Here is a 22,986-nt window from a genome sequence, read left to right as displayed (position 1 = left end):
TGTTCGGCAAACTCAAACAGCAACGACGCATCGCAACCCGCTATGACAAAACCCTGCTCTCGTTCGAGAGCTTCCTCAACCTCGCCGCTACGCGCCTATGGCTGAAGTCTTTTGTCAACACGGCCTAGTTACCCGCGCGCCCTTTCCGGAAGATTTGCAGCCGAAGGACTGACGCTGAGCCCTTCGCCCTTTTATCCGCTCGACAGCGGTCTCTTGTGCCGATTTGGAAACTACCTTCCGCTTAACTGAAGCCTTGACGAATCATCGGACACTGAGCGAAAAACATTGCAGGCCGTCCCGCCCGACCTGCCATAGAGTTAAAGCGGACTATCTCTAGATACCGGATCGACCTTCACATCGAGGTCGATGCTTAAACTGTGGCCATCGACCAGTTGGAAGGATTGATCCATGGCAGCGATTCCGCTCACCGAAGAGGCCGTCTACAGCGTCAAGCAAACGCTCCGTCACCGTTTCCCGAAGGACAAGTCCTCGCATTTGTCCGAGGCGCTCGCGGCGGCCCTCAGTTTCAAGACGAGCATGTCGCTCGTAGAAACGATCCGGCAAACTGACCGGCAGGACCCCGATTATGTCATGGCGGACGAGAGACAATTCCTGAGCAGGCTGGCTCAGTTGTCCGATCGCAAGTTCACGAGCGCCGACCGCAGCCTCAACTTCGATAACCTTCGCTATCCGGAGCCTGTTCCCATCGTTCGCACAAGGTCGAAGGGATGGGAAAGGGTTAAATATGGCAAGTCGATCCGGCGCCGTGCATGGCGCAACTTGATGATCGCGGCGATCAACGAAGGGATCAGGCTCCGCGCCTTCACTATCCGTCCGGGTGACAACCGCTGGCCGGGGGCCGATCGAGACGAGCGCGGTCATCTTGTTTGCTTCGTATATCCCTTCTCGATCGGCGGCCTCTCGGGGATCGCGTCCGTCAACGACGCCGGCTACGATGAATTGTCCCTGCACGCAGCACTTTGGCCAACCGAAGACGCCGCGCGCTGGATCCAGAGTTCGAATGCCTGCTTCCTGGCTGGGGAGGTGTTCGCGTCAGGTTGGCTGGAACGGCGTGATGGCGCGTGGCTTCAGGTTGGGCGTGAACTGAGTGCACATCAGTTCGCTTGCCGCAAACACAGGCTTGCCGAAGTAGCGGCGCTCACGATCGAACCGAATGGCTATGCCGATCGCGGAAGCTTCAAACTCTAGTTGGATGCCGGGTCCTAGCACCCGGCGCCATACCGTTGCCACGCGCTAGGCGCCTCTTTTTAAGCCTGCAATCCACTGTTTAAGCGCTGGACTTTTACCGTAGCGGATGACCCCGGAAGTCGTCAGGGCATAGGCCTTTCCGATATCGAGGTCTTCTAAGCCATTTGTGTAAAATGTGCCGCTAAAGGAGCCGTGACGATCGAGCTTGATTGGCAGGTCCGTTCCGTCGACGAACATCTGACCCGGTATCGGTGCTCGCCGAGGCAACGGCCCGCGGCTGCGTCCGATCGTGAATCCGATCTCCGAAATGGTTATGGCGAAGGCGCTCAGATTGACGACTTCGATCGCCATTCCGCTGAAGCCCGGCGCTATGCTCCATTTGGGAACGACACGAATCCGGACCCGCCTGTCATTGATGCTGTTCCAGGTGTTCAACATTCCGAGCACGGCACCCAGAACGGCTATCGCCAACGTAATCGCTGCAGGCCAAGTCATTCTTCCAACCCCCCAGCATGATCCCGCATTTCCGCGCTCCGGACCGTCTATGCAGGCAATGTAGGGCGGCGCGAAAAAATGTGAACCGATCGAGCTCCGCGCGTCAAAGCAACATAAAGATGTTGCCGGGACATCGCCGACCCGGGCTGATCGGCATCGAGTATGACGACGTGTTGCGCCTCAAGCCCCTTCAGCAGCAGCGTTGAACCGACCGCCTTGGAAGGTACGATGCGTCCCGCTTGCCGGTTCCGTTCGCGAAGCAGGGCGATTGCAGAGCGGAGTTCAGTACTGCCCCCTGCAGCCATCGTCAGTGCTTCGATCATGATGTTGAACGCGCTGTGTCGATAGACCCGGCGCTCGCGATCGGAAGCCATGCTCTTCAGAAATGCGATCGCTTGCGGATAGCCCCCATGATTGAACAGCGCGATGGCGGCTAGCTCCTGCGGTGTCGGCGGCGTTCGATTGCGACCGGCCTGGATCGACTGAATTCTTTGTTGCAGCCGATCACCATACACATTCGTCATGACCTGAATCAGGAACGCGATGCAGGCTTGCAGCAGCGCGTCGCCGCTGAGGCCATCCATATTCTCGGCGGCGTTCACAATATCCCGGAAGTCCACTGGCTCTACGACGCTCACACCGGCTGCACGACTTGCATAGTCATGCCGCGATCCTGCTCGGATAGGATCGCCGACGATTAGGATGCTCTCGTTCGGGCTATTGCGCGAGATGTCGAACTGGACGCGGACCTGTTCGGTGATCGTCGCATTGATGTCCGCCCCGATCGGGTGCCAGAATATCCGGTTGGGGCATGACCGAAGATCGATGGACAAGCCTTGCGACAGCGCGTCTCTAGCCCCGAGCAACCATTGCCCCAGATCATCAGCGCCAGCGTTAGACCAACGCCAAGGGGTCGACAGGCGACCGATCTCGGGGAATGCCGCAACGACTTCGGAATGCCAGTCGGAGAGAGGATCTCCACCGAACCCGAAAATCGCCTGCATCGGGTCGCCGAAGATGACGGTGGGGATAGCATTGGCAATGCCGGACACAATAGAATGCTGCGTGACCGAACAATCCTGATACTCATCGACAAGCAAGCGCCCGTAGCTCGCCTGCAATTCCTTGGTGATATGACCCGACTGGCATAATCGTCCGATCGCCGCCTGAACCTCGGAGTAGTTCGGTGCCGCGAGCGGGTCCTGCCGGAATCCGGCCCGAGTGGGGAACATCGATATCAACCAGAGCGCCCAGCCCGCGATCGTATTGAGCCGGTAATGGCTGGCCGGCACTCCGTCGCGCTTCAGCCGTTGGCGGAGGGCTGCGACCCCGGCCGTCGTATGGGTGAGTATCAGCGTCGGCTTCTCAACCGGGGAGGCAACCGAGCGTGCGATCAACTCGGTCTTGCCGCAGCCAGCAGGCGCGACGACATGGCCGCGGCGCGACGCAAGGATCAGCGAAACGTCCGCCACTAGCCGGCAGCCGTCCCTGCCGCGGTGGGCGCGCCGGGAACAGCCCAAGCTCCAGCCCACTGCATCAATCTCGTGACCGGAGCGGTGTAGGCGGCGCCGGTGTCGAACCAAGCCTGCGCAAAGACGGCTCTCGAAACCCGCTCCGCTGGCTCAATATCCTTGAACCATTTTCCTTCGCCAGCACATTGACCCAGCATGCCACGCATGTCTTCGGCGAATGCGGTGCGGCAAAGATTCAACGTGTAGCGATTGCCACTCAGCTTCTGAATCTTCGCATCCACCGCATCCTCGCCGCGCCAATCAACCGCGATCTGGAGCAGATCGGAGATCTTCGTCGCGGGCGCCGCGGCAAAGATGGCCGCCTCGGTAGAAAAACCATCCTGCCAGCGAATGACATCGACCCCGGCTTGCGTCAGGGCTGCATAGGTTTCCGCAGCATATGGTACGTCGGAATCCATGAAGAGCGCCGTGCGGTAACCCATCGACGCGAACAGCTGTGCCCGCTCGATCATCGACGAGCCCGCGCCATCGGCCCAATGACATCCTCGCGCGAGAAGACTCCTGTGGCCGCTGTCCTGAAGCCAAAGGTCCATCCCGCGCACCAGGCCGATTTCCGTCTTGCCTTCGCATACGATGACGCTCGGCGCGAGAAACGCCTCCGCGCAAGCCCGCAACGTCTTCTGAGCCTGTTCGCTCACGCCGAGGTGGCGAACGAAGTTCGTCGTGACTTTGGCTTCAGGGGAGAGCATCAGATCGTCGAAAGTCGTTGCGGGCGTTACCTTCCGCTCTGTGCGGACCGCGAAAAGTTGGGGCGCGGAAAGTTCCCGCAGGACGATCGGGGAGTGCGTCGTCATAAAGACCTGCTGACCCCCGTCGTCGGTTTTCGCGCCCAAGGAATCCAGAAGCCTCACGATGCGGTACGGCTCGAGGCCGAACTCGACTTCGTCGATGATGAAGATGGACGAACGGCCCACTTCCTTCTGCAGTCCGGCGACGAGCAGCCGCATCGATCCGGATCCAAGGCTCTTCATCGGGACATGGTCCTCGTCATGCAGCGCGATTGCCCCACCCGACAGCGTGACGCCCCTAACATCGAGAAGCGCTCTGACTTCATCGACCCGGATCCCCATTGTATCCGCAATGCGCTTGGAGGCCTCCAGGATCGGCTCCACGCCTTCGCAACCACGATCGGCGAAAGCTTGTCGCGCCTGTCTCGACGCGCCTGCGAGCGCGGCCGCCGCTTGTGTGGCGTCTGCCGACAGTTTCCCGAGGATGGAACGCGGGCCAAGTGCCATATGGTGTGCCGCAACCGTGCCAAGCCGTACAGGGGAAACCAGCTGACGATGTTTCCACTGGAGGTTTCGCTCGCGACCCTCAGCACCTGCCCCTTCAGAATACAGGAGCCATTGCGGCTCGAGATCGTCGCGAACCACTAGGCGCAGCGTCAGCACCGTCTCGAGATGAGAAGCGGTCTCATCTTCCAAGATACCGTTGACCGGATTCCAGCCGCGGAGAAAATGCCCATAAGCTTCCAGATTTTTCAGCTCGTCGGACAGTGCGCCAAGCGTGATATCAATGACAATCGGCTCGCCGATGTTGCAGCGATGGAAATCGGCATCCGAGAAGGTGAAGGATTGCCTTGCTCCGAGCGTCAGCTCGATCGCGTCAAGGATGGTCGACTTCCCGGCGTCTCCTGGTCCTATGAGGCAGTTTAGTCCATGCCTCGGCCACCATTTGAGATAGAATATCCCACGAAAATTCCGAATTTCTACCTCGCGGATCGCTACCATTGCCCTCCCCCGCGCTCCCAAAAGGCGCTTTGGCCCACATTGAGGGGTCGAGCCGCGATCATCAACAATATTTGGATCCAGGGCGGCGGTAGGATTTAATCAGAGGCCCCACTAATCTTACCCACGATCGTCCGATCTGCGCCGTAGCTCGTTGGCATTTTTGCCGGCGAGCCATTGCTTACGTCTCGTTCTGGCAACGTCTGCTTTTAGGTTGTAAGCCGCAGGTGCCAATCGGCCGACATGAGGCGCATAGCCGACCCCGTCTTGCCCTTGCAGCCCCCTCACGCTTCGGACATCGACTGGCCCAGACCTGCCATAACAGGCGCTTCAGCAACCATTCACACACGTTTACGTTTATTGCACATATTTCACTTATTGCGTTTGCTGATCCGGCTATATATATAGTCGGCCCCGGCAGCGAGGAGAATGATACGAGCGATCAGGAGCTTTCCCAGCGGCCCCCTACCGAAACGGAAGTGCGGCAGGCCTCGGAGGCTGCGCGTGCGCTTGCCAAGGCACTCACGCCCAAGGGCCTTCCCTTCTCCGTACAACGAAACGGGAACCGGACCGAGGTGGATCTGTCGCCGGCCCTCGGACAACTGATTCTCGATGTGCTGACACATGTTGCCCGCGGCGAAATGGTCACGTTCGTTCCATATGGAGCGGAATTGACGACGAAGGAAGCGGCCGACCTGTTGAACGTGTCGCGTCCCTTCTTGGTGTCGATGCTGAGCGACGGGAAGATACCGTTCCACAAGGTCGGATCGCACCGACGCGTGCGGGCGAGCGACGTGCTCGCGTTTCGAGCGCAGCGCGATACGGAGCGAAGCGGCGCACTTTCCGATCTTCAGCGCCTTGGCCAGGAGTTCGATGCGGATTGAGGTGCATAGCCGATCGCTTCGTCGTCGTTCTCGACGCCAATGTGCTCTATCCGTTCAGGGTAAGGGACGCCCCGCTTCGGTTCGCCGAGGCAGGGCTGTTTCGCGCGCGTTGGTCGCCAACAATCCTCGACGAATGGCGCCGCAACCTCCTTGGCCAGAAGCCCGGTTATGAGGCCAGCATCGATGCACAAATCACGGCGATGCGGATCGCCTTTCCCGAAGGGTGCGTGACCGGCGGCGCGGACCTGATCGACAGTCTCGATCTGCCAGACGCGGACGATCGTCATGTCCTGGCGACGGCGATCCGAGCCGGTGCCGAGCATATCGTGACCGAGAATCTGAAAGATTTCCCGGACGTGAAGCTCAAGGGATATGGGATCAGCGCGGTCTCGGCCGACGATTTCCTCGCGAGCACATTCGAACTTTATCCGACCGAGGCCCTGTCCGCGCTTGCGACGATGCGGCGCTGCTGCGCCCGGCCGCCCTTCACGCCGAGCGAGTTCATCTTCGATCTGCAGAAGAAAGGCCTACCCAAGCTCGCCTCGATGCTGCGCGAAAATATCGACCTGCTGTAAAGCGATTTCGCAAAGGAAAAAGATAGAGCCCGGAAGCCGCTACGCGCCGGCACGAGCTTCCATCTCTGCGATACGTTCCGCGCAAATGGCATGCACTGCCTGGCCAAGCTCCTCAACACGCCCGGCGAGCCAGAGCAAATCTTCCTCGCTGATCCGATAATGTTTCGAATAGCGCGCCTTCACATAGGCTTCCTTCAGCTTTTCGAACCGCGCCCGGTCAGCCTTCAGGTCGCGCGGCCAGGCATCGACGAGACGCATGTCGATGCGTTCAGCCTGCGTCCGCAAAAAGCCAAGATTGTGCACGTGCGGTGTGTAAAAGGTGCAGACCAGCAAAACACAGTGGTACAAAGTTTCCGCCGTCTGATGCAGCTCAAAGGCTGTCTCTTTCAGATGCCCCCGCTCGATGCCGAACTTTACGAAATCCTGGCGACGCATAGCCGCTGGAAACCACTCCTCAAAATACTCCCGTGCCATCGCCAATGCCTGCTCGGGCGTCTTCGGCTTCGGTTTGTGCAATTCCTTGTCGTCATATTCGTAGAGCGCGATCCCGTCGCGCGCGACATCCATGAAGAAATAGCGCCCGTGCGCGAGCCCGTCGTTCACCTCCTGTAGCGTGTGGACGATGAAGTTCACCGGCGTGTGCAGCGTCTTGTCGATCGCGAGCTCGCGGGTCAGCCGGTCGTCGAGCTTGGCCCAGAAGTCGACCTTGTCGGTCAGCCTTTTGTCGTTGACGATGATGAGGAGATCGAAGTCCGAGCGATAGCCCTTGGCGGTGTGCGGCTCGTCGACCCAGCCGCCGCGCGCATAACTGCCGTAGAGGATGATCTTGTCGATCCGGCCCTTCTTCTTCCAGCTCATCGTGCCGAGCGCCAAGGCATCCTCGAATTCTTCGAAGATGATCGCCTTCACGCGCTCGAGCTCGCGCTGCTTGTTGGCCGGGAGATGATCGAGATCGGTACGCATCGCTCGTTCCTTCTGTGGTCACATGCTCGCCCGATGGCAAGCGCGGTCAGGTCCAATTCGGCACCTCATGGTGCCTCGCGGATACGGAAATCCCAGACCGGGATGCCGAACGCGCGCGCCTTGTCGACGAGATTGTCCTGGATGCCGGTGCCCGAGAAAACGATGAGCCCGGCGGGCATGGCGTCGATCAGCCGCTCGTTGCGCTTGAAGGGCGCGGCCTTTTTGTCGCGGTTCCAGTCGGGGCGGAACGCGACCTGCGGAACCTTGCGCGCGTCGGCCCAGCAGGCGGCGGCGCGCTCGGCGCCGGTCGGGGTCGCGCCGTGGAGAAGGACCATGTCGGCATGGCGGGCATGCACCCGGTCGAGCGCCGACCAGATATGCTGATGATCGTTGCAGGAAGGACCGCCCGAAAAAGCGATGCGCGTGCCCTCGGGGATCAAAGCCCTGGCCTTTTCGCGGAGCCTCTTGTCCATGAAGTCGCGGCTGTCGATCACCGCCGCGGTCATCGTCTGGTGACGGATGCGCGAACCGGTGCGCGGGACCCAGGCTTTGCGGGCATGGATGCGATATTGCTCGGCGGCGCATTCGCGGAAAAATTCCATCGCGTCGCGCCGCTCGATGAGGGTGATGCCTTCGGCGATCGCACGCTCGAGTTCGACCGAGCGGATTTCGCTGCCGTCCTGGCCGCGCTGGAGTTCGCGCTGCGCCGCCTCGTTGCGGTCGAGGTCGCGTTCGATGCGGGTGCCTGCGCCATGGAAGAGATTGACGACGCCCCAGAGCAGATCCTCGAGATCGGGTTCGATCCGTGTATCAACAAGACAGCCCGCGAGCGCATCGAAGATGTCGGCGACGGCACCGCTCGCGAGCCGATCGTCGGGAAGGGGGCGACCGTCGGGTTCGTCCTCGAAGGGGCGATAACCATGGAGCTGCATTTCCTCGAGAAGATGCGCGCTCGCGCCGGGTTCGAAGGACGTGTCGGGATAGGGATGGTCGGCATCGTCGGTCATGGCGCTTGGTCTCCGGTTGCGGCCGCGCCTTTCGCGGCCTTCGCGGCGACGCCTCGCGGCACGCGGGGCGGGCCCGCACCGCAAGGGGGCGAGCCCCCGCGCGGCCGAAGCGCCAGCGGAGGATGGCGGCCGAAGGCTATTTTGTTTCGCGATGCAAAGGGGCGCGAGCCCCGGCGGAAAATAGCCGCCCGGCAAGACATTGCGGCGCCCGCCCCCGCGTGCCGCAGTCGCCCTCCAGCGAAGGCCGAAGGCGCGGTCCGGCACAGGGCGATCATGCCGCTACCATGATGTCCCCGATCGCGGCGCCGTCACCGTTCCCGGCGATCGGCAGGCTTCGGGTGATCGGCGGAAAAGGGGCCATGATGGCGGGACGATGATTGCGATGATCGCGGTGATCGCGGTGATCGCGATTATATGGCGATGCCGTGATCGCGCGATGATGCCGATGATCAAAGCGACGTCGACCCTCATGAGCGCGAGCATTCGCTGCTATGGAGTGGATCGTCCGGACAGCCGGAAGTCGTCTTCAAGAGCTCGCTGCGCGCGCCCGGCTAGAGCGCGCCGCCGATCCTGTCGGCGCGCGCGGCGACGAGTGCGGCGAGGTTGTCCAGCACCGACGCTTCGCAGCCCTCAGCGGCAAGGGTCGCGGCAACAGCGGGCGCAGCGTCGCGTATACGGCCTGCGAGTGTGTATACGCGGCGGCGGACGAAGGGGACGCCAAGCTGCATGTCGGCAGCGAAGCGCGCCCATGCGTCCGCATCGAGATTTTCGAGCTGGTTCGCGCGTCCGATGGGCATGGCGAAGCGGGTCGCCACTTCGGGATAATAAGCGGTGACCATCAGGTCGTAGAGCGGTGCCAGATGCGTCGCCGCGTCGCCTTCATCATCTGCGTAGAGAAGGCTGAAATTCTTGCCATGCGCGTCGGCGTTGCCGATGACCGCATTGAAGATGGCGGCGTCGAGCAGACGCAGCAGGTCGCGCGCGGGCGTCGTGCAGGTCCGGCGGACGAGGTCGAAGCAGGCGGCAAAGCCCGGCCCGCCCTCGATCGCATATTTATTCTCGGGCGCGATACCGAGCGCCTGGCAGAAGTCTTCCTGGTGGATACGGCGAATGATGCCGCCCTCAAGGCGCCGGTCGAAGCGTTCGACGAGGAGGTAGGCGATCGCGCCCGCCCGCCGCGGCTCGACCCGGGCAACGTCAAGATCGACCGCCGCCGCGAGACGCATCGCGAAGGCCTCGGTTTCGACGCTATTCTCGAAGCGGGCGATCGCGGGCTTGACGATATGTGTCGTCGGCTGCCCCGGCGGCGGCAAGGCCGGCGCGCCATCGACCAATATGACGGGAAGCTTCGGCTGCGCGCCGGCGAGCGACATGCGGATGCCCTCGTCGCCGACGAGAAAGGGACGGCGCGGAAGCTCTTCCAGAAGCGCCGCCAGCGCGTCCTGATCGAGAGCTTCGGGTGCCGCGGCCGACGGCGCGGGCACCGCCTCCGCTTCCGGCAGAATGACGAGCGCACCGGCGACATCGCCGCCAAGGGCGTCGAGCAGCGCATAGTCATTCTGCCGCGAGACGCCCGCGGCCCGGGCGGCGGCCTCGCGCTGCCCCTCGTCGGGGAGAAGGCCAGCGAAAAAGGGCCGGGTTTGGGCGCGGGTAAAGGCCCCCTCTTGCCGGGGAAGCGATGCCGAAATGGAGCGAAACGCCGGATCGGCGAGCCATTCGTCGTCATAGCGGAACAACATGGTGCCCTCGCCATTGCGGGCCAGATTGCCGACCCGCACGCCATCCCAATAAATGATGAGGACACTCATCCCGTCAGGCCTTCGCTACGCGTGGTCAGCGCAACGACGATGCCGAGCGCGTCGAGGACATGCAGCACCTTGCCGACCTGGAGAGTCGGCTTGCCGGCTTCGAGATCGACGATGAAGCGGATGCCGACGCCCGCCGCGCCCGCGAGTTCGTCTTGGCGGAGCCCTGCCCGCTTGCGCACGCGGCGCACCATCTGCCCTATGCTACCGATATCCATAAATCTTCCCGTTCGGGAATTTTGTAGCAGAGGAGGACCGTCTCTTCAAGTAATTTTACCGATCGGGAATATTATGACTTTGAAAGCGAATGGGGCCTATATAATTCCCGATCGGGAATATCGCACCGCCCCATCTCCGCGAGCCGGCTTCGAGCTGACGGCTCACGCCCGGCAGGCCGATCGATCGCGCGACACACAGGAAGGTTGCTACCTAGAGGCGTTGCCACCCCGAGGCAGACGGCCGCAAGGACGGGATCATGTCAGAAGCCCCCTATCCTCGGGCGCGAGTTGCTCCCTCACGCCGACAACAAGGCCCATGATACCAACCGCCATGAGGTCCTCGTTGAAATCGCCGTGGCGCGGATCGAGCGGCAGGACCGCGACGCCTGCCGAGGCCGCGCGTGCGCCGAGCGTTGCCAACGCAGCCGCCCCAGCCGGGTCCCTGTCGCGGGCGACATAGAGGCGGCGCAGCGATTCCGGAAATTCGATGGCAGCGAGATGTGCCGCCGACAGCCCCGCGATCATCGGCATTTCGGGCAGCGCTTCGCGCAGCGACAGGATGGTTTCGATACCCTCGCCGGCAGCCATGACCTCGCCGGCAGCGCCGAAGCGAACGCCGTGCCCGAGAAGATGGCCCAAGGCGCGGCGCGGATCGGCGACGAGCGCCTTGCCGCCCGAAGGCGCCAGCCAGGTGCGATGGACACCGACGACGACGCCCAGATCATCGGTCACCGCGGCGATCATCGCCGGCCAGGCCGACGGCACGTTGGCAGCATCGTCGCGCGAGGCGCGATAATAGCAGCGCGGATGATAGCGCAGCGATCCCGCCGCGGATTCAATGCCAAGGCCGCGCGACGCCAGATAGGCCGAGGCCAGCGTGCCCTCGGCCGTTTTCGATGCCGCCCAGAGCCGCCGCGCCGCCGCTTCCGTTCCCTGCCGGACCTTGCGAGCGCGCAGCGCAGCGCTATCCGGCAGCGGCATGGGCAGGCTCAGAAAGCGCCGCGCCTCGGTAAGCGTATCACGCATCGAAGCGTGGTCGCAGCTCGCGGCGATGATGTCGAGGAGATCGCCATGCTCGCCGCTCGCGGCATCGGTCCATTTGCCGGCCCGACCGCGCGCACCGCTCTCACCGGACAGGAGCACATAGAGGCTGCGACCCGGCGTGCCGCGGATATCGCCGACGAGCCAGTAGCGGCCTTCGCGGCGGCCGTTCGGAAGATAGCGGCGGCAGACGGCCTCGGCATTGTCGGCAAGGCGGACGACGATATCGGAAATGCTGTCCATAAGGCTCTCCGGCGACGAGCGCGGGACGGCGGTCGCCAGCAACGACCGATCCTCGCAAACGGCGCCGGCAGCCCCTGCCGGCAGAGCGGAGGATGGCACAGAGCGCCCGCCCGTTTCAACAATATGCCGCGACGCGCGGCACGCGCCGATCGCCGCGAACGAAAAAAGGGCGGGACGACCGAAGCCGCCCCGCCCAACGCTCATTCGGCGGCCACGGGCATCTCATCCCAGTCGCCGTCACCGTCGCCTTCCCCACCCAGGGCTTCGGTCCCGGTCACCGCCTCGTCCGTTCCAGGAACGGCATCGGCGTGGCCCGCATCCGCGTCACCGCCAACCGCTTCGAGGGCGGGGGTCCGCATCGGCTCGGGGACCCAGCCCGAGTCCTCGAGCAGCTTTTCGGCTTCGCGGGCCATGTCCGGCTTCTTGAGATGGTCGATCATGCCGGCGAACTCGGGCCCGCGCGCTTCGGCGACGTCGGCGAGAAGCCGCGCCTTCGTCACACCCCGGAAATAACCGTCGGCGGTCGGGCGCCAGCCGGCCGCGACGACATCGAGGTTCACCACGCGCGCGAGCACATGGCTGTGGACGATCCGGCGCTCGACGCCGTGCGCCGAGATGCGCCCGTTCGGATATTTGGGCAGGATCTCGGCCTGCGCATTGACGCCGAGCGAAGCGCAATGCGCGAACAGCATCGCCTGCTCATTGGCATCGAGGGCAAGCAAGGCGTCCCAGAGGTCGGCGTCCCCGGTCGGCAGCTTCTCGCGCCAGGCGGCGTGCCGGGCCTCGATCGACCGGGCGGGGGCGCAGTCGCGCAGCCCGGCGGGCTCGTTGGTGAAATAGACCGTCGATACCGACAGCTTGAGGCAGGTCTCGTGGCTGGTCCGGTAGAAGATCGACAGGACGAGCGCGTGGAGCACCGCGGCGAAGGCGGCCTGCGGGCTGGCCGCAAAGGCATCCTGCAGCGCGAGCGTCCGCCAGGCCGTCAGGTCCGACACGATCCGCTCGGGCAGCGGTTTCAGCGTGTCTTCTTCCGCATCCGCGCCCGACCCATCGCACTCCTCGCCGCCTGCATCGGCGCCGGCTTCGCGATCGGGCTCGTTATCGTTGCTCGGCTCGGCCGCATCCGCAACCTCTTCCTCCTCGGCGGCAGGCTCATCTTCGGCCCGCACGAAGCCGCGGTCGACCCGGATCGTCCCGTCATAGTCGATCGAGACGAATGCGCCGGCGAGCGCCACCTCGGCGTCGTCGAAGATCTGCGGCCGATCGGCGAGCGCACCGATCTCGCATTCGATCGCCTCGAGGCGCGCATGCACCTCCTCGGGAACGTCGGGCTCGTCGGCCCATTTGTGCGACAGCGCGTCCGCCTCCGCTTCGAGCGCGACGACCTGCGCCGCTTCCTCCTCCGTCATCGGCACCTCGCTGCTGCCCAGAGCGCGCAGGCCCCGGGTCGCGCCATAGGGAAAATCGACGAGAGCCTCGACCCACTTCCAGCCTTCGCCGCCGATGCGCTCGGCGATGGCCGCGAGCTTTTCGGACACGAGCCGGTCGAGCAGCGCGGGGTCGGTCAGCCAGCCGCCATCGTCCGCCTCGAAGAGATCGCGCACGATACTGCCGCCTGCCGCAACATAGGCGTCGGCGGACACGAAGCGAACGCGTTTGTCGGCGGCGCGCACGCTGTTCTCGGTCAGCTTGCTGCGAATGAAGGCCGGGGACTTGTTGAAGCTGTGCGCGAGCAGTTCCCAGGTCTGGACCTGCCGCTCATGGTCGTCCGATACCGTGAAGGCCATCAACTGATCCAGGGTCATTTCATCCTCGGCATAGAGCTCGTGCAGCGCCGGGGCGACCGAGGCGAGCTTGAGACGCTGGCGAACGACGGCGGGCGTCGTCATAAAATACGCCGCGATCGCCTCGACTTCGGCGCCCTTGTCCACCATCGCCTGCATCGCGCGGAACTGGTCGAGCGGATGCAGCGCCTCGCGAACGGCGTTTTCGGCATAGCTGTCCTCCTCGGCGAGAATGCCGGCGGTCTGCTGGACGATGCAGGGGACCGGCGCATCCTTCGCGAGCCGCTTCTGCTTCACGAGCAGTTCGAGCGCGCGATAGCGGCGGCCGCCCGCCGGGATTTCGAAGAAGCCGGTCTCCGCGCCTTCATCGGTCCGCTGCGGGCGCACATTGAGGCTCTGCAGCAGGGTGCGGCGCGCGATGTCGTCGGCAAGTTCGCCGATCGACACGCCCGCCTTTACGCGCCGGACGTTCGCCTGGCTGAGGACAAGCCGGTCGAACGGGATATCGCGCGACGGGCTGAGGGTGATCTTTCGTTTTGCACTGGCCATGGCCATTCTCCATGACGGGCCGCCGCGGGACACTCCCTCGGCTGTCAAGCCCGTCACGAGGCCCCGGCCTTCCTCTTCCTCGCGGGTCCGCCACCGGCGGACCCGAAGATCATCCGCGTCACGCGCGCCCCGAGAGGCGGCGCTCCGCGGCAGCGAGGCGCCGCTCGCCCAGCACGACCGAACCCGCGGCGCGGGCCGCCGCGGCGTAGACCGACAGCGGATGCTGGGCCTCGAACAGGAGATCGCGCTCGATGCCGAGCCCGAACGGGAGCCGGACCGCCTCGAGTTCGGCGAGCGAGAAACTTCCGAGTTCGGGGCAACCGAAGCCGAGATCGGCAAGGCCGAACAATATGCCGTCGGGGTCCAACTCGGTGGCCAGCCAGGTCGCGGCGCCGACCGGATTGAAGAAGCGGACCACGGGCCTCGGGTCGGGCTCGCGCAGGCCGCGCCGGACCGCGTCGATGCGGGTGCGGGCGTTGGCGGTGAGCCGGGCGGCGATGTCGGGCGTGAGGAGGCTCATGCCGCGATCCTTCCGCTGACCATGCGGCTCTCGACCCCGTCTGGAAGGACGGACGGTGTGGCTGTCGACGCGGCAGCGCGATGAGCCGGCGGGCCAGCGCGGAAGGCGAGCAGATAGTCGGCGGCCTTCGACGCAGCACTGGCGGTACGCAGGATTGCGCGATGATCCTCGCGGATGATCGCAAGCCAGGAGCCGATATAGTCGGCGTGGCGCACGCTCGGGCTGATACCGAGCGCGGCGCAGACGAACGCGCCCGCCATTTCGGCGATGAGTTCTTCATGACCATAAGGCTTCGAGCCGAAACTGCCGCTCTGATCGCGGGCCAGGCGGCTCTCATGGCCCGTCCAGTGACCGAGTTCGTGAAAGGCGGTCCGGTGCCAATCAACCGGCGCGTAGAAATCCTGCGGATGCGGCACCGCGACGAAATCGTGGCGCGGGCTGTAATAGGCCGATGCGCCGCCGATGCGGACTTCGGCCCCGGTGGCTGCAATCAGCTCGGCTGCCTGCGGAAGGATCAAGCCTTCGGGCACGGGCGGCGCGGCAACATGATATTTGTCGGGCAGGCCATCGCACTGGTCGACCGAAAAAACAGTGAACTGCTTCAGGAAAGAAAAGCCGCCCTTGCATTCGCCCGCCCCGCCGCCGCCGGGCTCGGACGCGTCGGCTGCCGCGCGCCGGGTATAGATGACCCCGATCCCGCGCTCGCCGCGGCGGACACTGCCCCCCAGCGCGAGCGCTTGACGAAAAGTCAGGAAACCATGGCCCCGAAAGCCCCGGCTCATAACCGCATGCCAGAGGGTGAGGATGTTGATGCCGCTGTAGCGCCGGTCGCTCACCACATTATAGGGGAGACCGGCCGCGGCCCGGCCCGCATCCCAAGGCTGAACCCAGGGCAACCGCCCGGCTTCGAGCTCGGCGATGATCCGGCTGGTGATCTCTTCGTAGAGGGTCGCGCGCGCGCCGCGCTGGCGCGATGGTTTGACAGAACAAGACATATCGGTTCTCCGCGGCGGACCGGCGGCGAGCCTCTCTCGCCGCGCCCGATCCGTCCCGGCGTCCGGGCTCCCCTCGGGCTCGCGTGCGGCGGCATCGCCGCCGCACGGCCGACGCACGCCGACGCTGCCCGACCGTGCATCGCTCGCAGCCTTGCCAAAATGTTCTTCCTATGTTCTCTTTGCGGCATGGATAAAATCGATACCGCCCGAGTCGCCGAAACCATTCTTGCCGCCCCCGGCTGGGCGCGCGTCGGGATTACCGCACCGACGAGCCATATCCGGGTCGAGGCGGCGTTCGAACTTGCCCGCGCAATCGTCGAGAGCGTTCGCGCGGGCGCGGAGCCCGCGAGTCCCGACCAGCTCGGGCTTTCGCTGTGACGTGGGCGGCTGGACCAAAGAGGGGCAGCCCCGAGCAACGCACATCTTCGAGGCGGCCGCCTGGTTTCGGGCGATCAAGCCCGTCTGCCGCTGCGGACACAGCGCGACCTTCAACCCCTATGGAATCTGGTGGCGCTTCCAGTGCAAGATGTGGGACGATGATCTCGGCAAGGCACGTGAGAAATTCTGGTGCGTTCGCTGCGGCGCCCGGACCGGCAAGCGCGTTCGCCCGGTGCGGATCGAGCTGGTCGATCCCGGTCCCGACGATATCGCCTTGCCCATGCCCGACGAACGCGAATGGAAGCGGGCGCTCAGCCGCTTCCGTGCATGAGGATTAAAACCCATGGATATCGAAAGCGATGACGCACTCGTCGGCATCGGCAAGATACACCGGGTGATGGTGTGGGACGGCCAGCGCGAGCGCGAGAAGGAAATGCTCTGGGGCCTGCACTCGCGCGACGCCGACATCTTCCAGATTCCGCTGCTCAAGTCCGAGACCGCGATCATCGACCGGCCCTGCCTGCTGCTCGCCAATGCGTTCGGCCTCGTGAAGCGTGGCAAGACGATATATGCGGCCAGCCTGATCACCGACGAGCCCTTCTTCTGCATCGCGGCGGTCTGGCGGCCAGCGCACCGCCTTTGGCCAGAAAGTTTCGCCGCGCTCACCGTTCCGGCCTATGACGATCTGGCGCCGCACAAGGACCGGCATGTTGCCGTGGTGCGCCCCGAGGACTGGTTCGATTGGCTGATGGGGACGCGGCCGCCGCTGGACATATTGCAGCCCTTCCCCAAGAACAGCTTCAGCATCATGCCGCCGATTCAGCAGAATTTCGACGAGCTCTTAGGAGCGGCCTGACCGGAAACACGGCAAGGAGGCGCGATCATGTGCAATCTGGTGACGCTCAAGGCCTCGGTCGACGAGGTCGCGTCGGCCTTCGGTGCGCGCCGCCCGCTCACCAACGCGCAGCCCGGCGACGTCTATCCCGGCGGGCAGGGGTTCGTCGTGCGCGAGGATGGCGGCGCGCGCGCGCTCGAGGCGATGACCTGGGGGTTTCCGGTCCGGCTCAAGCATATGAAGGCGACCAGCAAGCCGAAGCCCGTAAACAATGCGCGCGACGACAAACTGATGAGCTTCTGGCGTACCTGGTTCACCAACCCGGCGCAGCGCTGCCTCATCCCCTTCACCGCCTTCGCCGAGGCCGAAGGCGAAAAGGGCCGGATGACGCAGACATGGATCAGCCCCACCGACCAGCCACTCGCTGCCTGCGCCGGTCTCTGGCGCCCGAGCGACGAATGGGGCGATTGCTACACGATGGTGATGGTCGATGCGACGAAGGAGCTTTTCGATGTCCACGACCGGATGCCGGTCATCCTGCAGGCCTCCGATCATGACCGATGGCTGCGCGCGGAACCCGCAGACGCCATGATGCTCGTCACCCAATATCCCGCAGAGCGGCTTCCCGTAGAACGCACCGACATTCCCTGGTTCAGCCGGAAGCCGCCGACCGGCTCACCCACGCTCTTCTAGCGGGCTAAGAATAGGCTATTTTATCATGGAAGGCGTAGCGTAAACCGCATGTTGACTCTTCCGGATTACCGGCTAGCACCCACCAACTTTCGAATCGTCGACTGCGACCCAAGACGATTCGAGGGGGGGACGATTTTCGATGCGGCTCCTTGCCATCGAAAGCCGGGAGGGCCTCGCCGAAAGGCGAGGCCTTTTTCGTCTGTCCTACAATGCGCATCGCTGCCATGCCGTCCCGATGCCTCGCGAACCCAAATGGAAGCACCGCGCCATCGCGATCGAGTTCTGGCTGCTGACGACGCTCGTCGCGGGATCGTTCGTCGCCGGGATCGTCGGCGCGATCCGGGCAGTCGCCCGTAATTGAACCCGGTTCACTAGCGCGCCCCGGTCGGCAGTATGGCACATGAAGTGTCAGACTGGATCCATCTCTCGGGCCTCGAAGCTTTACGCGGCTTATCTGGATGTTAGACCATCTACGCCGATCGATTGTAGCGCCGAGGCCGCGAAAACAGCGACCCGCCGCGCAATGTCAGGACCCGTCGGACCATTGTCGAACCTCGTGCGCCGCGGAGAGGAACCGCTGGCGCGCGACCCAAGGGAGCGGACCGCGGACAGCCGGGTCGGGAACGCGTCAGCGGCCGATGATCGATGTGAAGCATTTTCATCTGACGGAGGAGCTCGCCCACGAAATTTCAGGCGCGGGACAGCAGGAACAACTTTTTGCAGCGCTGGCGAACGCGGCCGAGCGCATGGGTTTCGACCATTTCGCTCTCGCCTTCGACCGGCGCGGCGGCGAGGCCGCATCGATGCTCGTCCATAATTATCCCGAAGCCTGGGCCAAGATCTACATCGGCCTCGACCTCAGTGCGACAGACCCGATCCGCCGGGCCGGTGAACGTGCGGTCACCGGGTTCGCGTGGCGCAACGTCGAGCACTATATCCCCCTCTCGCGCAGCGACCGGCAGTTGATGAATGTCGCGCGAGCGAGCGGTGTCGGCGACGGCTTCACCGTTCCGCGACACCTGCCGGGCGAAGCCATGGGCTCCTGCTCCTTCGCGGTCGGCCCGCACACCGATCTGCCGTGCCATATGCTCAACGTCGCCGAAATCATCGGCGCGATTGCGATCGCGAGAGCGCGCGACTTCATGGGTGCGGCAGCCCCGCGGCCGCGATCGGTCCTCACCGAGCGCCAGCGCGAATGTGTGCTCTGGTCGGCGCGCGGCAAGACGGCGGGCGAAATCGCCGACATTCTCGGGATCAGCCAGGAAACGGTGGTCCGCCACCTCAAGATGGCCCGCGACCGCTATTCGGTCCACTGCCGCTCGATGCTGATCCTCTGCGCTCTGTACGACGGCCTGATCGGCTTTTCAGACGTCTATGACTGGTGGCGTCCCGACTGAGGCGAGCGCCAAAAGGCGAAAGGCTTGCCCAGAAATGGGCATAGCCGACCCGCGAGATTGATGGTCTGACTCGGGCATCCAGCAACCAAGGATGACCTATGACCGATCAATCCACGCGGGCGCAGGCTGCGCCCGGCGACGCGGCGCTGCGCGCCATGTTCGCAGCCCGAAAGCAGGTTTTCATCGATCTTCTGAAGTGGGATCTTCCCGCTCTCGATGGGCGTTTCGAGCTCGACCAGTTCGATAATCCGCATGCTCGATATCTGATTCTGCTTGATCCGGACGATCTGCGCCACCGGGCATCGGCGCGGTTGCTGCCGACGACCGCACCGCATCTCCTCGGCGATCTCTATCCCCATCTCTGCCCCGACGGCGCGCCATCCGGCGAGGCGGTCTGGGAAATCAGCCGCTTCTGCCTCGACCCCGCGCAATCGGCCGCCGAGCGTCTCGACGCCCGCAACCAGCTCGTCAGCGCGCTTGCGGACCATGCCCTCCACAATGGCATCCGCGAATATGTCGGGATCGCGGAGGCGCGCTGGTTCGCGAAGATCAGCGGTTTCGGCTGGTCCTGCCGCGCGCTCGGTCCCGCTCTCCCGGGCAGCGCCGGCCCGATCCTCGCGTTCGGCATCCGGATCGACGCCGACACGCTTCCCGGCCTGCAACGAACGGGGACATGGACGCCGCTCGGGCTCAAGCTCGAAGGTGGGGAACTTGCACCATGACGGCGGATCTCACCCAGGCCGACCTTTCCACCCGCCTCGTCGGCGAACTTCGCGGCAACGGCTTTTGCATCCTGCATGAGCGGGCGAGCGCGACCGTACACGCCCTCGCCAGCGATCTCGATCCGGTCTTTGCCGAGACGCCCTTTTGCGAGGGCGACTTCTACGGCCGGCGAACGAAGCGGTTCGGCAGCCTGCTGCGGCGCTCGCGGCACGTGGCCGATCTGGTGCTCGACCCCGTCATCCTTTCCGCCGTCGAAGCAATCCTCGGGCCGGGATGCGAGCGCATGCAGCTGAACCTCGCCCAGGCGATCGAGATTCACCCCGGCGAAGTGCGGCAGTTCCCGCACCGCGACCAGGACATGTGGCGCGGCGCAGACGGAACCCAGGAATATCTCGTCAACATCCTCTGGCCGCTGACCTCCTTCACGAAGGAGAATGGCGCGACACAGATTTTCCCCGAAAGCCAAGGCGTCACCGGCATGGCGAAAGAGGATCCCGGCCCTCCTATATATGCCGAATGCGAACCCGGCGCGGCGATCTGCTTTCTCGGATCGACCGCGCACGGCGCCGGCGCGAACCGTAGCAAGAATGTCCGGCGCGGCGTGCTCGTCAGCTACAGCCTTGGCTGGCTCAAACCCTATGAAAATCTGTGGCTGACCTACCCGCCCGACGTCGCGCGGCACTTCCCGCCGGAGCTCGCGGCGCTCGCAGGCTGTGCGCAGCACCGCCCCAACCTCGGCAACTATGAAGGCCAGTGCCCCTCGATCCTCCTGCAAGGCGAACCGTCCGGCCCGATAGGCGCGGTCGACGCGCTGCGTCCCGACCAGGCCGATGCCGTCGCCGATTTCGCTGCGACCGAAAGGAGCGGCCGATGAGTCCCGCGCACGTATTCGAGCCGACCTATGAAGCAATCAAGCGGCGCCTGATGGGGGGTATATGGCCCACAGGCGCGCGGATCGAAGCCGCGCGGGTGGCCGACGAGCTTGGCGTCAGCCTCACACCGGTGCGCGACAGCCTCTTTCGGCTGGATGGCGAACGCATGGTCGATTTCAGGCCGGGAGAGGGATTTCACGTCCATTATCTTGCCGAGACAGAGTTTCGCGACCTGCTCGAGCTTCACCTGATCCTGCTGCTCGCCGCCGTCGCGACCACGCCCAAAGGCTTTGCAGCCTCGGTGTCGGCCGACCAGCCCTATCCCGACCGGTTCGCTGACCTGTTCCTCGCCATCGCCGAACGATCGTCGAACGGCGAAATCGTCGCGAGTATCGCGGCGATCGGCGACCGGTTGCAGTTTTCGAGGCAATTCGACGCGGCGATCCTTTCGGAAGTCGAAGCCGAATATCAGCGGATCGAGACCGCGGTCGCCGAAGCCGCACCGCAAGCCGAGCTTCGGGGCCTGCTGCTCGGCTATCATGAAAGGCGAGCGCACGAATCGGCACGCTATGCTCGCGCGCTCGGCAACCATCCGGGGCGCGATGTTTGAGCAGTCGGAGCCATCGCCCGATCCTTTTGCTTGTCAGCACCGCCCGAAATTGACATGATTCCAGAGCGGAGGAGCATGTCTGGCAGCTCCTTCGCGGAATATTTCGCCAGTCATCAATCACGCCAGTCCCTGACCGGACCGGCGGCCCAACCGGACCATGGCCCGCGCGAGCGGCCAGACGGCGGCACAGCACTGGAAGAGCAAGCCCGGCCGCGGCCGGACGCTTTCGCTCGTGCCGGCCGGGACTACCGCCTTGTCTTCCTGTACCTGCCGCGACCGTGCGCCGCCGCGTCACCCCTTTTCACCGTCCTCGGCCTGCCATGTGCATCCGGCCGACCGGCCGCCGCAGTGCAGACAGCGGCCAGAGGCCGGCCAGGATCTCGAGGCGGCCTATCGAGCGCACCGCACGTCGCTCTTTCATTTCCTGCGCCGCAAGGCGGGCGCCGAGGAAGCGCCCGATCTTGTTCAGGAAGTCTTTGCGCGCGCGGCGGGCAGCGAGCAGCGGTACCAGCTCGCCAATCCGGGCGGTTTCCTGCGTCGTATCGCCCAGAACCTGCTTATCGATCGCGCCAGGCGCCAGAAATCGTCGCGCGCGACCTTCTTTCCGCTGCGCGATGAGAGTGAAGGCGCCACGCCCGCCGCGCAGGAGTGGGATCTCGAAGCCGCCGATCTGCTTCGGCTCTATGAAGCGGCCGTTGATGCCCTGCCGCCAAAGACCCGCCGCGTCTTCCTCATGCACCGGGTGGACGAGCTCTCTTATCGCGAGATACATGAGGCGCTCGGCATCAGCATCGCGACGGTGGAATATCATATGATGAGAGCGCTCGCTCAGATCTCGAAGGTGGTGGACGAGGGTCAATGACCAAAGCAGGTGACGGCGACTATTCGCTCGACGAGATCGCGCGCGCATGGCTGATCAAGATGCGCGGCGAAGATGCAGCCGCGCTCCGCGGCGAGTTCGATGCCTGGCTGAACGGGTCGGCCGAAAACCGCGAGGCCTATCGGCGCGCCGAGCAGCGCATGGCGGCGCTCGCCATTCTCAAGACATCGGAGCGTCACGGGAGCGCGCATGCCGAGGCGCGGCGCGGCCGGATCAAAAAGTGGCTGCCGTGGGGCGCAGCAGCGACGGCGCTCGCGCTCCTGATCGTCGCGATCGGTGCCGGGGGCGCTCCGCTTCCCGGTCAGCGGGGCGGCAGCTCGGCCGCCTTTGCCGCCGAGCCGCTGGAGACACGGCGCGGCGAAATACGGACCTTCCGGCTTGCCGACGGGTCGAGCGCGACGCTCGACACCGACAGCCGGCTCGACGTCGCCGTGGGGACAGACGCGCGAAGAGTGCGTCTGGTCAGGGGCCGGGTTCGTCTCTCGGTGGCCGGGCAGGACGTCCCCCTGCGCATTGACGCCGGACGCGGCACCGCAAGCGCGAATGATGCCGAGATCGACCTCAGTCTCGACGAGGCCGGCACGGTCACCGCAATGCTGCGGCGCGGTGCGGCCGAGGTCCGCACCGATGCGGTGGCGGACCAGGTCACGCCGCTTCGCGAAGGCGCGGCGCTGGCCTATCGGTCCGACGGAACATTGGCGCCAAAAGCCGGACCTCCGCCGGCCCTTCCGGCACACTGGCCCGATGGCTGGGCCGAATATCGCTCGATCCGGCTCGACCGGCTTGTCGCCGAAGCCAATCGCTACGCCGCGGTTCCGATCATGATCGAAGACAGCGCGATCGCGGCGCGCGAGGTATCGGGGCGCTTCCAGATCAGCAAGACCGAGCCATTCGCGGAGCGCATAGCGACCCTCTTAGATCTGCGGGTCGAGCGCCGAGCGGACGCACTCTACCTCCGCCGCCGATAATTTTTTCACCGACTGGCTAAGGGCACCTCCTTCGTCCCGTCAACTCACCCCCAACTGACCGCCTTGCCCGATGCACGGCGGAA

General features: G+C 64.5%; 25 protein-coding genes. 14 read left to right on the top strand and 11 right to left on the bottom strand.

The genetic code is table 11. The features are described from left to right. Positions 1 to 408 precede the first annotated feature (408 nt). Positions 409 to 1,209 carry a hypothetical protein gene (locus CDQ91_RS16825; RefSeq protein WP_088473852.1) on the top strand — a complete coding sequence of 267 codons (801 nt, stop codon included), beginning with the start codon at positions 409 to 411 and terminating at the stop codon, positions 1,207 to 1,209. A gap of 45 nt (positions 1,210 to 1,254) precedes the next feature. Here CDQ91_RS16825 and CDQ91_RS16820 read toward each other — a convergent pair whose 3' ends face one another. Genes CDQ91_RS16820 through CDQ91_RS16810 form a run of 3 tightly spaced genes read right to left on the bottom strand, consistent with a single transcriptional unit; the run spans position 1,255 to position 4,966 of the window. Continuing rightward, positions 1,255 to 1,704 carry a hypothetical protein gene (locus tag CDQ91_RS16820; protein ID WP_088473851.1) on the bottom strand — a complete coding sequence of 150 codons (450 nt, stop codon included), beginning with the start codon at positions 1,702 to 1,704 and terminating at the stop codon, positions 1,255 to 1,257. Between the two features lie 47 nt (positions 1,705 to 1,751). Further along, positions 1,752 to 3,176 carry a UvrD-helicase domain-containing protein gene (locus CDQ91_RS16815; RefSeq protein ID WP_088473850.1) on the bottom strand — a complete coding sequence of 475 codons (1,425 nt, stop codon included), beginning with the start codon at positions 3,174 to 3,176 and terminating at the stop codon, positions 1,752 to 1,754. Further along, complete coding sequence (locus CDQ91_RS16810; protein ID WP_088473849.1) at positions 3,176 to 4,966, bottom strand: ATP-dependent nuclease; 1,791 nt, start codon at positions 4,964 to 4,966, stop codon at positions 3,176 to 3,178. The genes CDQ91_RS16815 and CDQ91_RS16810 overlap by 1 nt, the downstream gene beginning before the upstream one ends. A gap of 572 nt (positions 4,967 to 5,538) precedes the next feature. Between CDQ91_RS16810 and CDQ91_RS21580 the strand changes: the two genes are divergently transcribed. Next, positions 5,539 to 5,847 (top strand): helix-turn-helix domain-containing protein, encoded by a 309-nt coding sequence (locus CDQ91_RS21580; protein ID WP_237246023.1) that lies wholly within the window; start codon positions 5,539 to 5,541, stop codon positions 5,845 to 5,847. Further along, positions 5,844 to 6,422, top strand: a complete 579-nt coding sequence (locus tag CDQ91_RS16800) for a PIN domain-containing protein (protein ID WP_088473848.1) — start codon at positions 5,844 to 5,846, stop codon at positions 6,420 to 6,422. The genes CDQ91_RS21580 and CDQ91_RS16800 overlap by 4 nt, the downstream gene beginning before the upstream one ends. Positions 6,423 to 6,461: 39 nt before the next feature. Here the strand turns inward: CDQ91_RS16800 and CDQ91_RS16795 are convergent, their stop codons facing one another. The 8 genes from CDQ91_RS16795 to CDQ91_RS16755 all read right to left on the bottom strand — a co-directional run bounded on the left by CDQ91_RS16795 (position 6,462) and on the right by CDQ91_RS16755 (position 15,547). After that, on the bottom strand, positions 6,462 to 7,385 hold the full coding sequence (locus CDQ91_RS16795; RefSeq protein WP_088473847.1) for a nucleotidyltransferase and HEPN domain-containing protein: 924 nt from the start codon (positions 7,383 to 7,385) through the stop codon (positions 6,462 to 6,464). Between the two features lie 65 nt (positions 7,386 to 7,450). Then, positions 7,451 to 8,392, bottom strand: a complete 942-nt coding sequence (locus tag CDQ91_RS16790; protein WP_054586722.1) for a DUF2493 domain-containing protein — start codon at positions 8,390 to 8,392, stop codon at positions 7,451 to 7,453. Between the two features lie 551 nt (positions 8,393 to 8,943). Beyond that, positions 8,944 to 10,200, bottom strand: a complete 1,257-nt coding sequence (locus CDQ91_RS16780) for a type II toxin-antitoxin system HipA family toxin (protein WP_054586720.1) — start codon at positions 10,198 to 10,200, stop codon at positions 8,944 to 8,946. Next, positions 10,197 to 10,415 (bottom strand): type II toxin-antitoxin system Y4mF family antitoxin, encoded by a 219-nt coding sequence (locus CDQ91_RS16775; protein WP_054586719.1) that lies wholly within the window; start codon positions 10,413 to 10,415, stop codon positions 10,197 to 10,199. Before CDQ91_RS16775 ends, CDQ91_RS16780 begins: the two co-directional genes overlap by 4 nt. 255 nt (positions 10,416 to 10,670) lie before the next feature. After that, positions 10,671 to 11,699, bottom strand: coding sequence for a DUF7146 domain-containing protein (locus CDQ91_RS16770; protein ID WP_088473846.1), 1,029 nt, complete (start codon positions 11,697 to 11,699; stop codon positions 10,671 to 10,673). A gap of 200 nt (positions 11,700 to 11,899) precedes the next feature. Then, a complete protein-coding gene (locus CDQ91_RS16765; RefSeq protein WP_084758123.1) occupies positions 11,900 to 14,032 on the bottom strand; it encodes a ParB/RepB/Spo0J family partition protein in 2,133 nt (710 codons plus the stop codon). A gap of 118 nt (positions 14,033 to 14,150) precedes the next feature. Further along, the gene (locus CDQ91_RS16760) at positions 14,151 to 14,552 is read right to left on the bottom strand and encodes a DUF2958 domain-containing protein (RefSeq protein WP_054586717.1); all 402 of its coding nucleotides are present in this window, start codon (positions 14,550 to 14,552) and stop codon (positions 14,151 to 14,153) included. Further along, positions 14,549 to 15,547 carry an ArdC family protein gene (locus tag CDQ91_RS16755; RefSeq protein ID WP_088473845.1) on the bottom strand — a complete coding sequence of 333 codons (999 nt, stop codon included), beginning with the start codon at positions 15,545 to 15,547 and terminating at the stop codon, positions 14,549 to 14,551. The genes CDQ91_RS16760 and CDQ91_RS16755 overlap by 4 nt, the downstream gene beginning before the upstream one ends. Positions 15,548 to 15,733: 186 nt before the next feature. On the opposite strand from CDQ91_RS16755, the gene CDQ91_RS16750 reads away from it, so the two are divergent. The 11 genes from CDQ91_RS16750 (at position 15,734) to CDQ91_RS16700 (ending at position 22,903) form a co-directional block, all read left to right on the top strand. Next, positions 15,734 to 15,925, top strand: a complete 192-nt coding sequence (locus CDQ91_RS16750; protein ID WP_054586716.1) for a DUF6771 family protein — start codon at positions 15,734 to 15,736, stop codon at positions 15,923 to 15,925. A gap of 1 nt (position 15,926) precedes the next feature. Then, on the top strand, positions 15,927 to 16,256 hold the full coding sequence (locus CDQ91_RS16745) for a hypothetical protein (protein WP_054586715.1): 330 nt from the start codon (positions 15,927 to 15,929) through the stop codon (positions 16,254 to 16,256). 12 nt (positions 16,257 to 16,268) lie between these two features. Beyond that, on the top strand, positions 16,269 to 16,781 hold the full coding sequence (locus tag CDQ91_RS16740; protein WP_054586714.1) for an SOS response-associated peptidase family protein: 513 nt from the start codon (positions 16,269 to 16,271) through the stop codon (positions 16,779 to 16,781). Positions 16,782 to 16,808: 27 nt separating this feature from the next. After that, a complete protein-coding gene (locus CDQ91_RS16735; RefSeq protein WP_088473844.1) occupies positions 16,809 to 17,453 on the top strand; it encodes an SOS response-associated peptidase in 645 nt (214 codons plus the stop codon). 139 nt (positions 17,454 to 17,592) lie between these two features. Next, entirely contained in the window at positions 17,593 to 17,814 is a 222-nt protein-coding gene (locus CDQ91_RS16730; RefSeq protein ID WP_088473843.1) for a hypothetical protein, read from the top strand. A 277-nt stretch (positions 17,815 to 18,091) separates the two neighbouring features. Continuing rightward, positions 18,092 to 18,850: a helix-turn-helix transcriptional regulator gene (locus tag CDQ91_RS16725; RefSeq protein ID WP_084758121.1), complete on the top strand. Its 759-nt coding sequence runs from the start codon at positions 18,092 to 18,094 to the stop codon at positions 18,848 to 18,850. A gap of 98 nt (positions 18,851 to 18,948) precedes the next feature. Continuing rightward, on the top strand, positions 18,949 to 19,572 hold the full coding sequence (locus CDQ91_RS16720; protein WP_054586711.1) for an acyl-homoserine-lactone synthase: 624 nt from the start codon (positions 18,949 to 18,951) through the stop codon (positions 19,570 to 19,572). After that, the gene (locus CDQ91_RS16715; protein WP_088473842.1) at positions 19,569 to 20,447 is read left to right on the top strand and encodes a phytanoyl-CoA dioxygenase family protein; all 879 of its coding nucleotides are present in this window, start codon (positions 19,569 to 19,571) and stop codon (positions 20,445 to 20,447) included. The genes CDQ91_RS16720 and CDQ91_RS16715 overlap by 4 nt, the downstream gene beginning before the upstream one ends. Further along, positions 20,444 to 21,055 carry a GntR family transcriptional regulator gene (locus CDQ91_RS16710; RefSeq protein WP_054586709.1) on the top strand — a complete coding sequence of 204 codons (612 nt, stop codon included), beginning with the start codon at positions 20,444 to 20,446 and terminating at the stop codon, positions 21,053 to 21,055. Before CDQ91_RS16715 ends, CDQ91_RS16710 begins: the two co-directional genes overlap by 4 nt. 157 nt (positions 21,056 to 21,212) lie before the next feature. Beyond that, positions 21,213 to 21,917, top strand: a complete 705-nt coding sequence (locus CDQ91_RS16705; protein WP_088473841.1) for an RNA polymerase sigma factor — start codon at positions 21,213 to 21,215, stop codon at positions 21,915 to 21,917. Continuing rightward, positions 21,914 to 22,903: a FecR family protein gene (locus CDQ91_RS16700; protein WP_088473840.1), complete on the top strand. Its 990-nt coding sequence runs from the start codon at positions 21,914 to 21,916 to the stop codon at positions 22,901 to 22,903. The genes CDQ91_RS16705 and CDQ91_RS16700 overlap by 4 nt, the downstream gene beginning before the upstream one ends. Positions 22,904 to 22,986 lie beyond the last annotated feature (83 nt).

It is taken from the genome of Sphingopyxis witflariensis (assembly GCF_002205635.1).
GTDB lineage: Bacteria > Pseudomonadota > Alphaproteobacteria > Sphingomonadales > Sphingomonadaceae > Sphingopyxis > Sphingopyxis witflariensis.
This window is presented reverse-complemented; position numbering and strand designations above follow the sequence as displayed.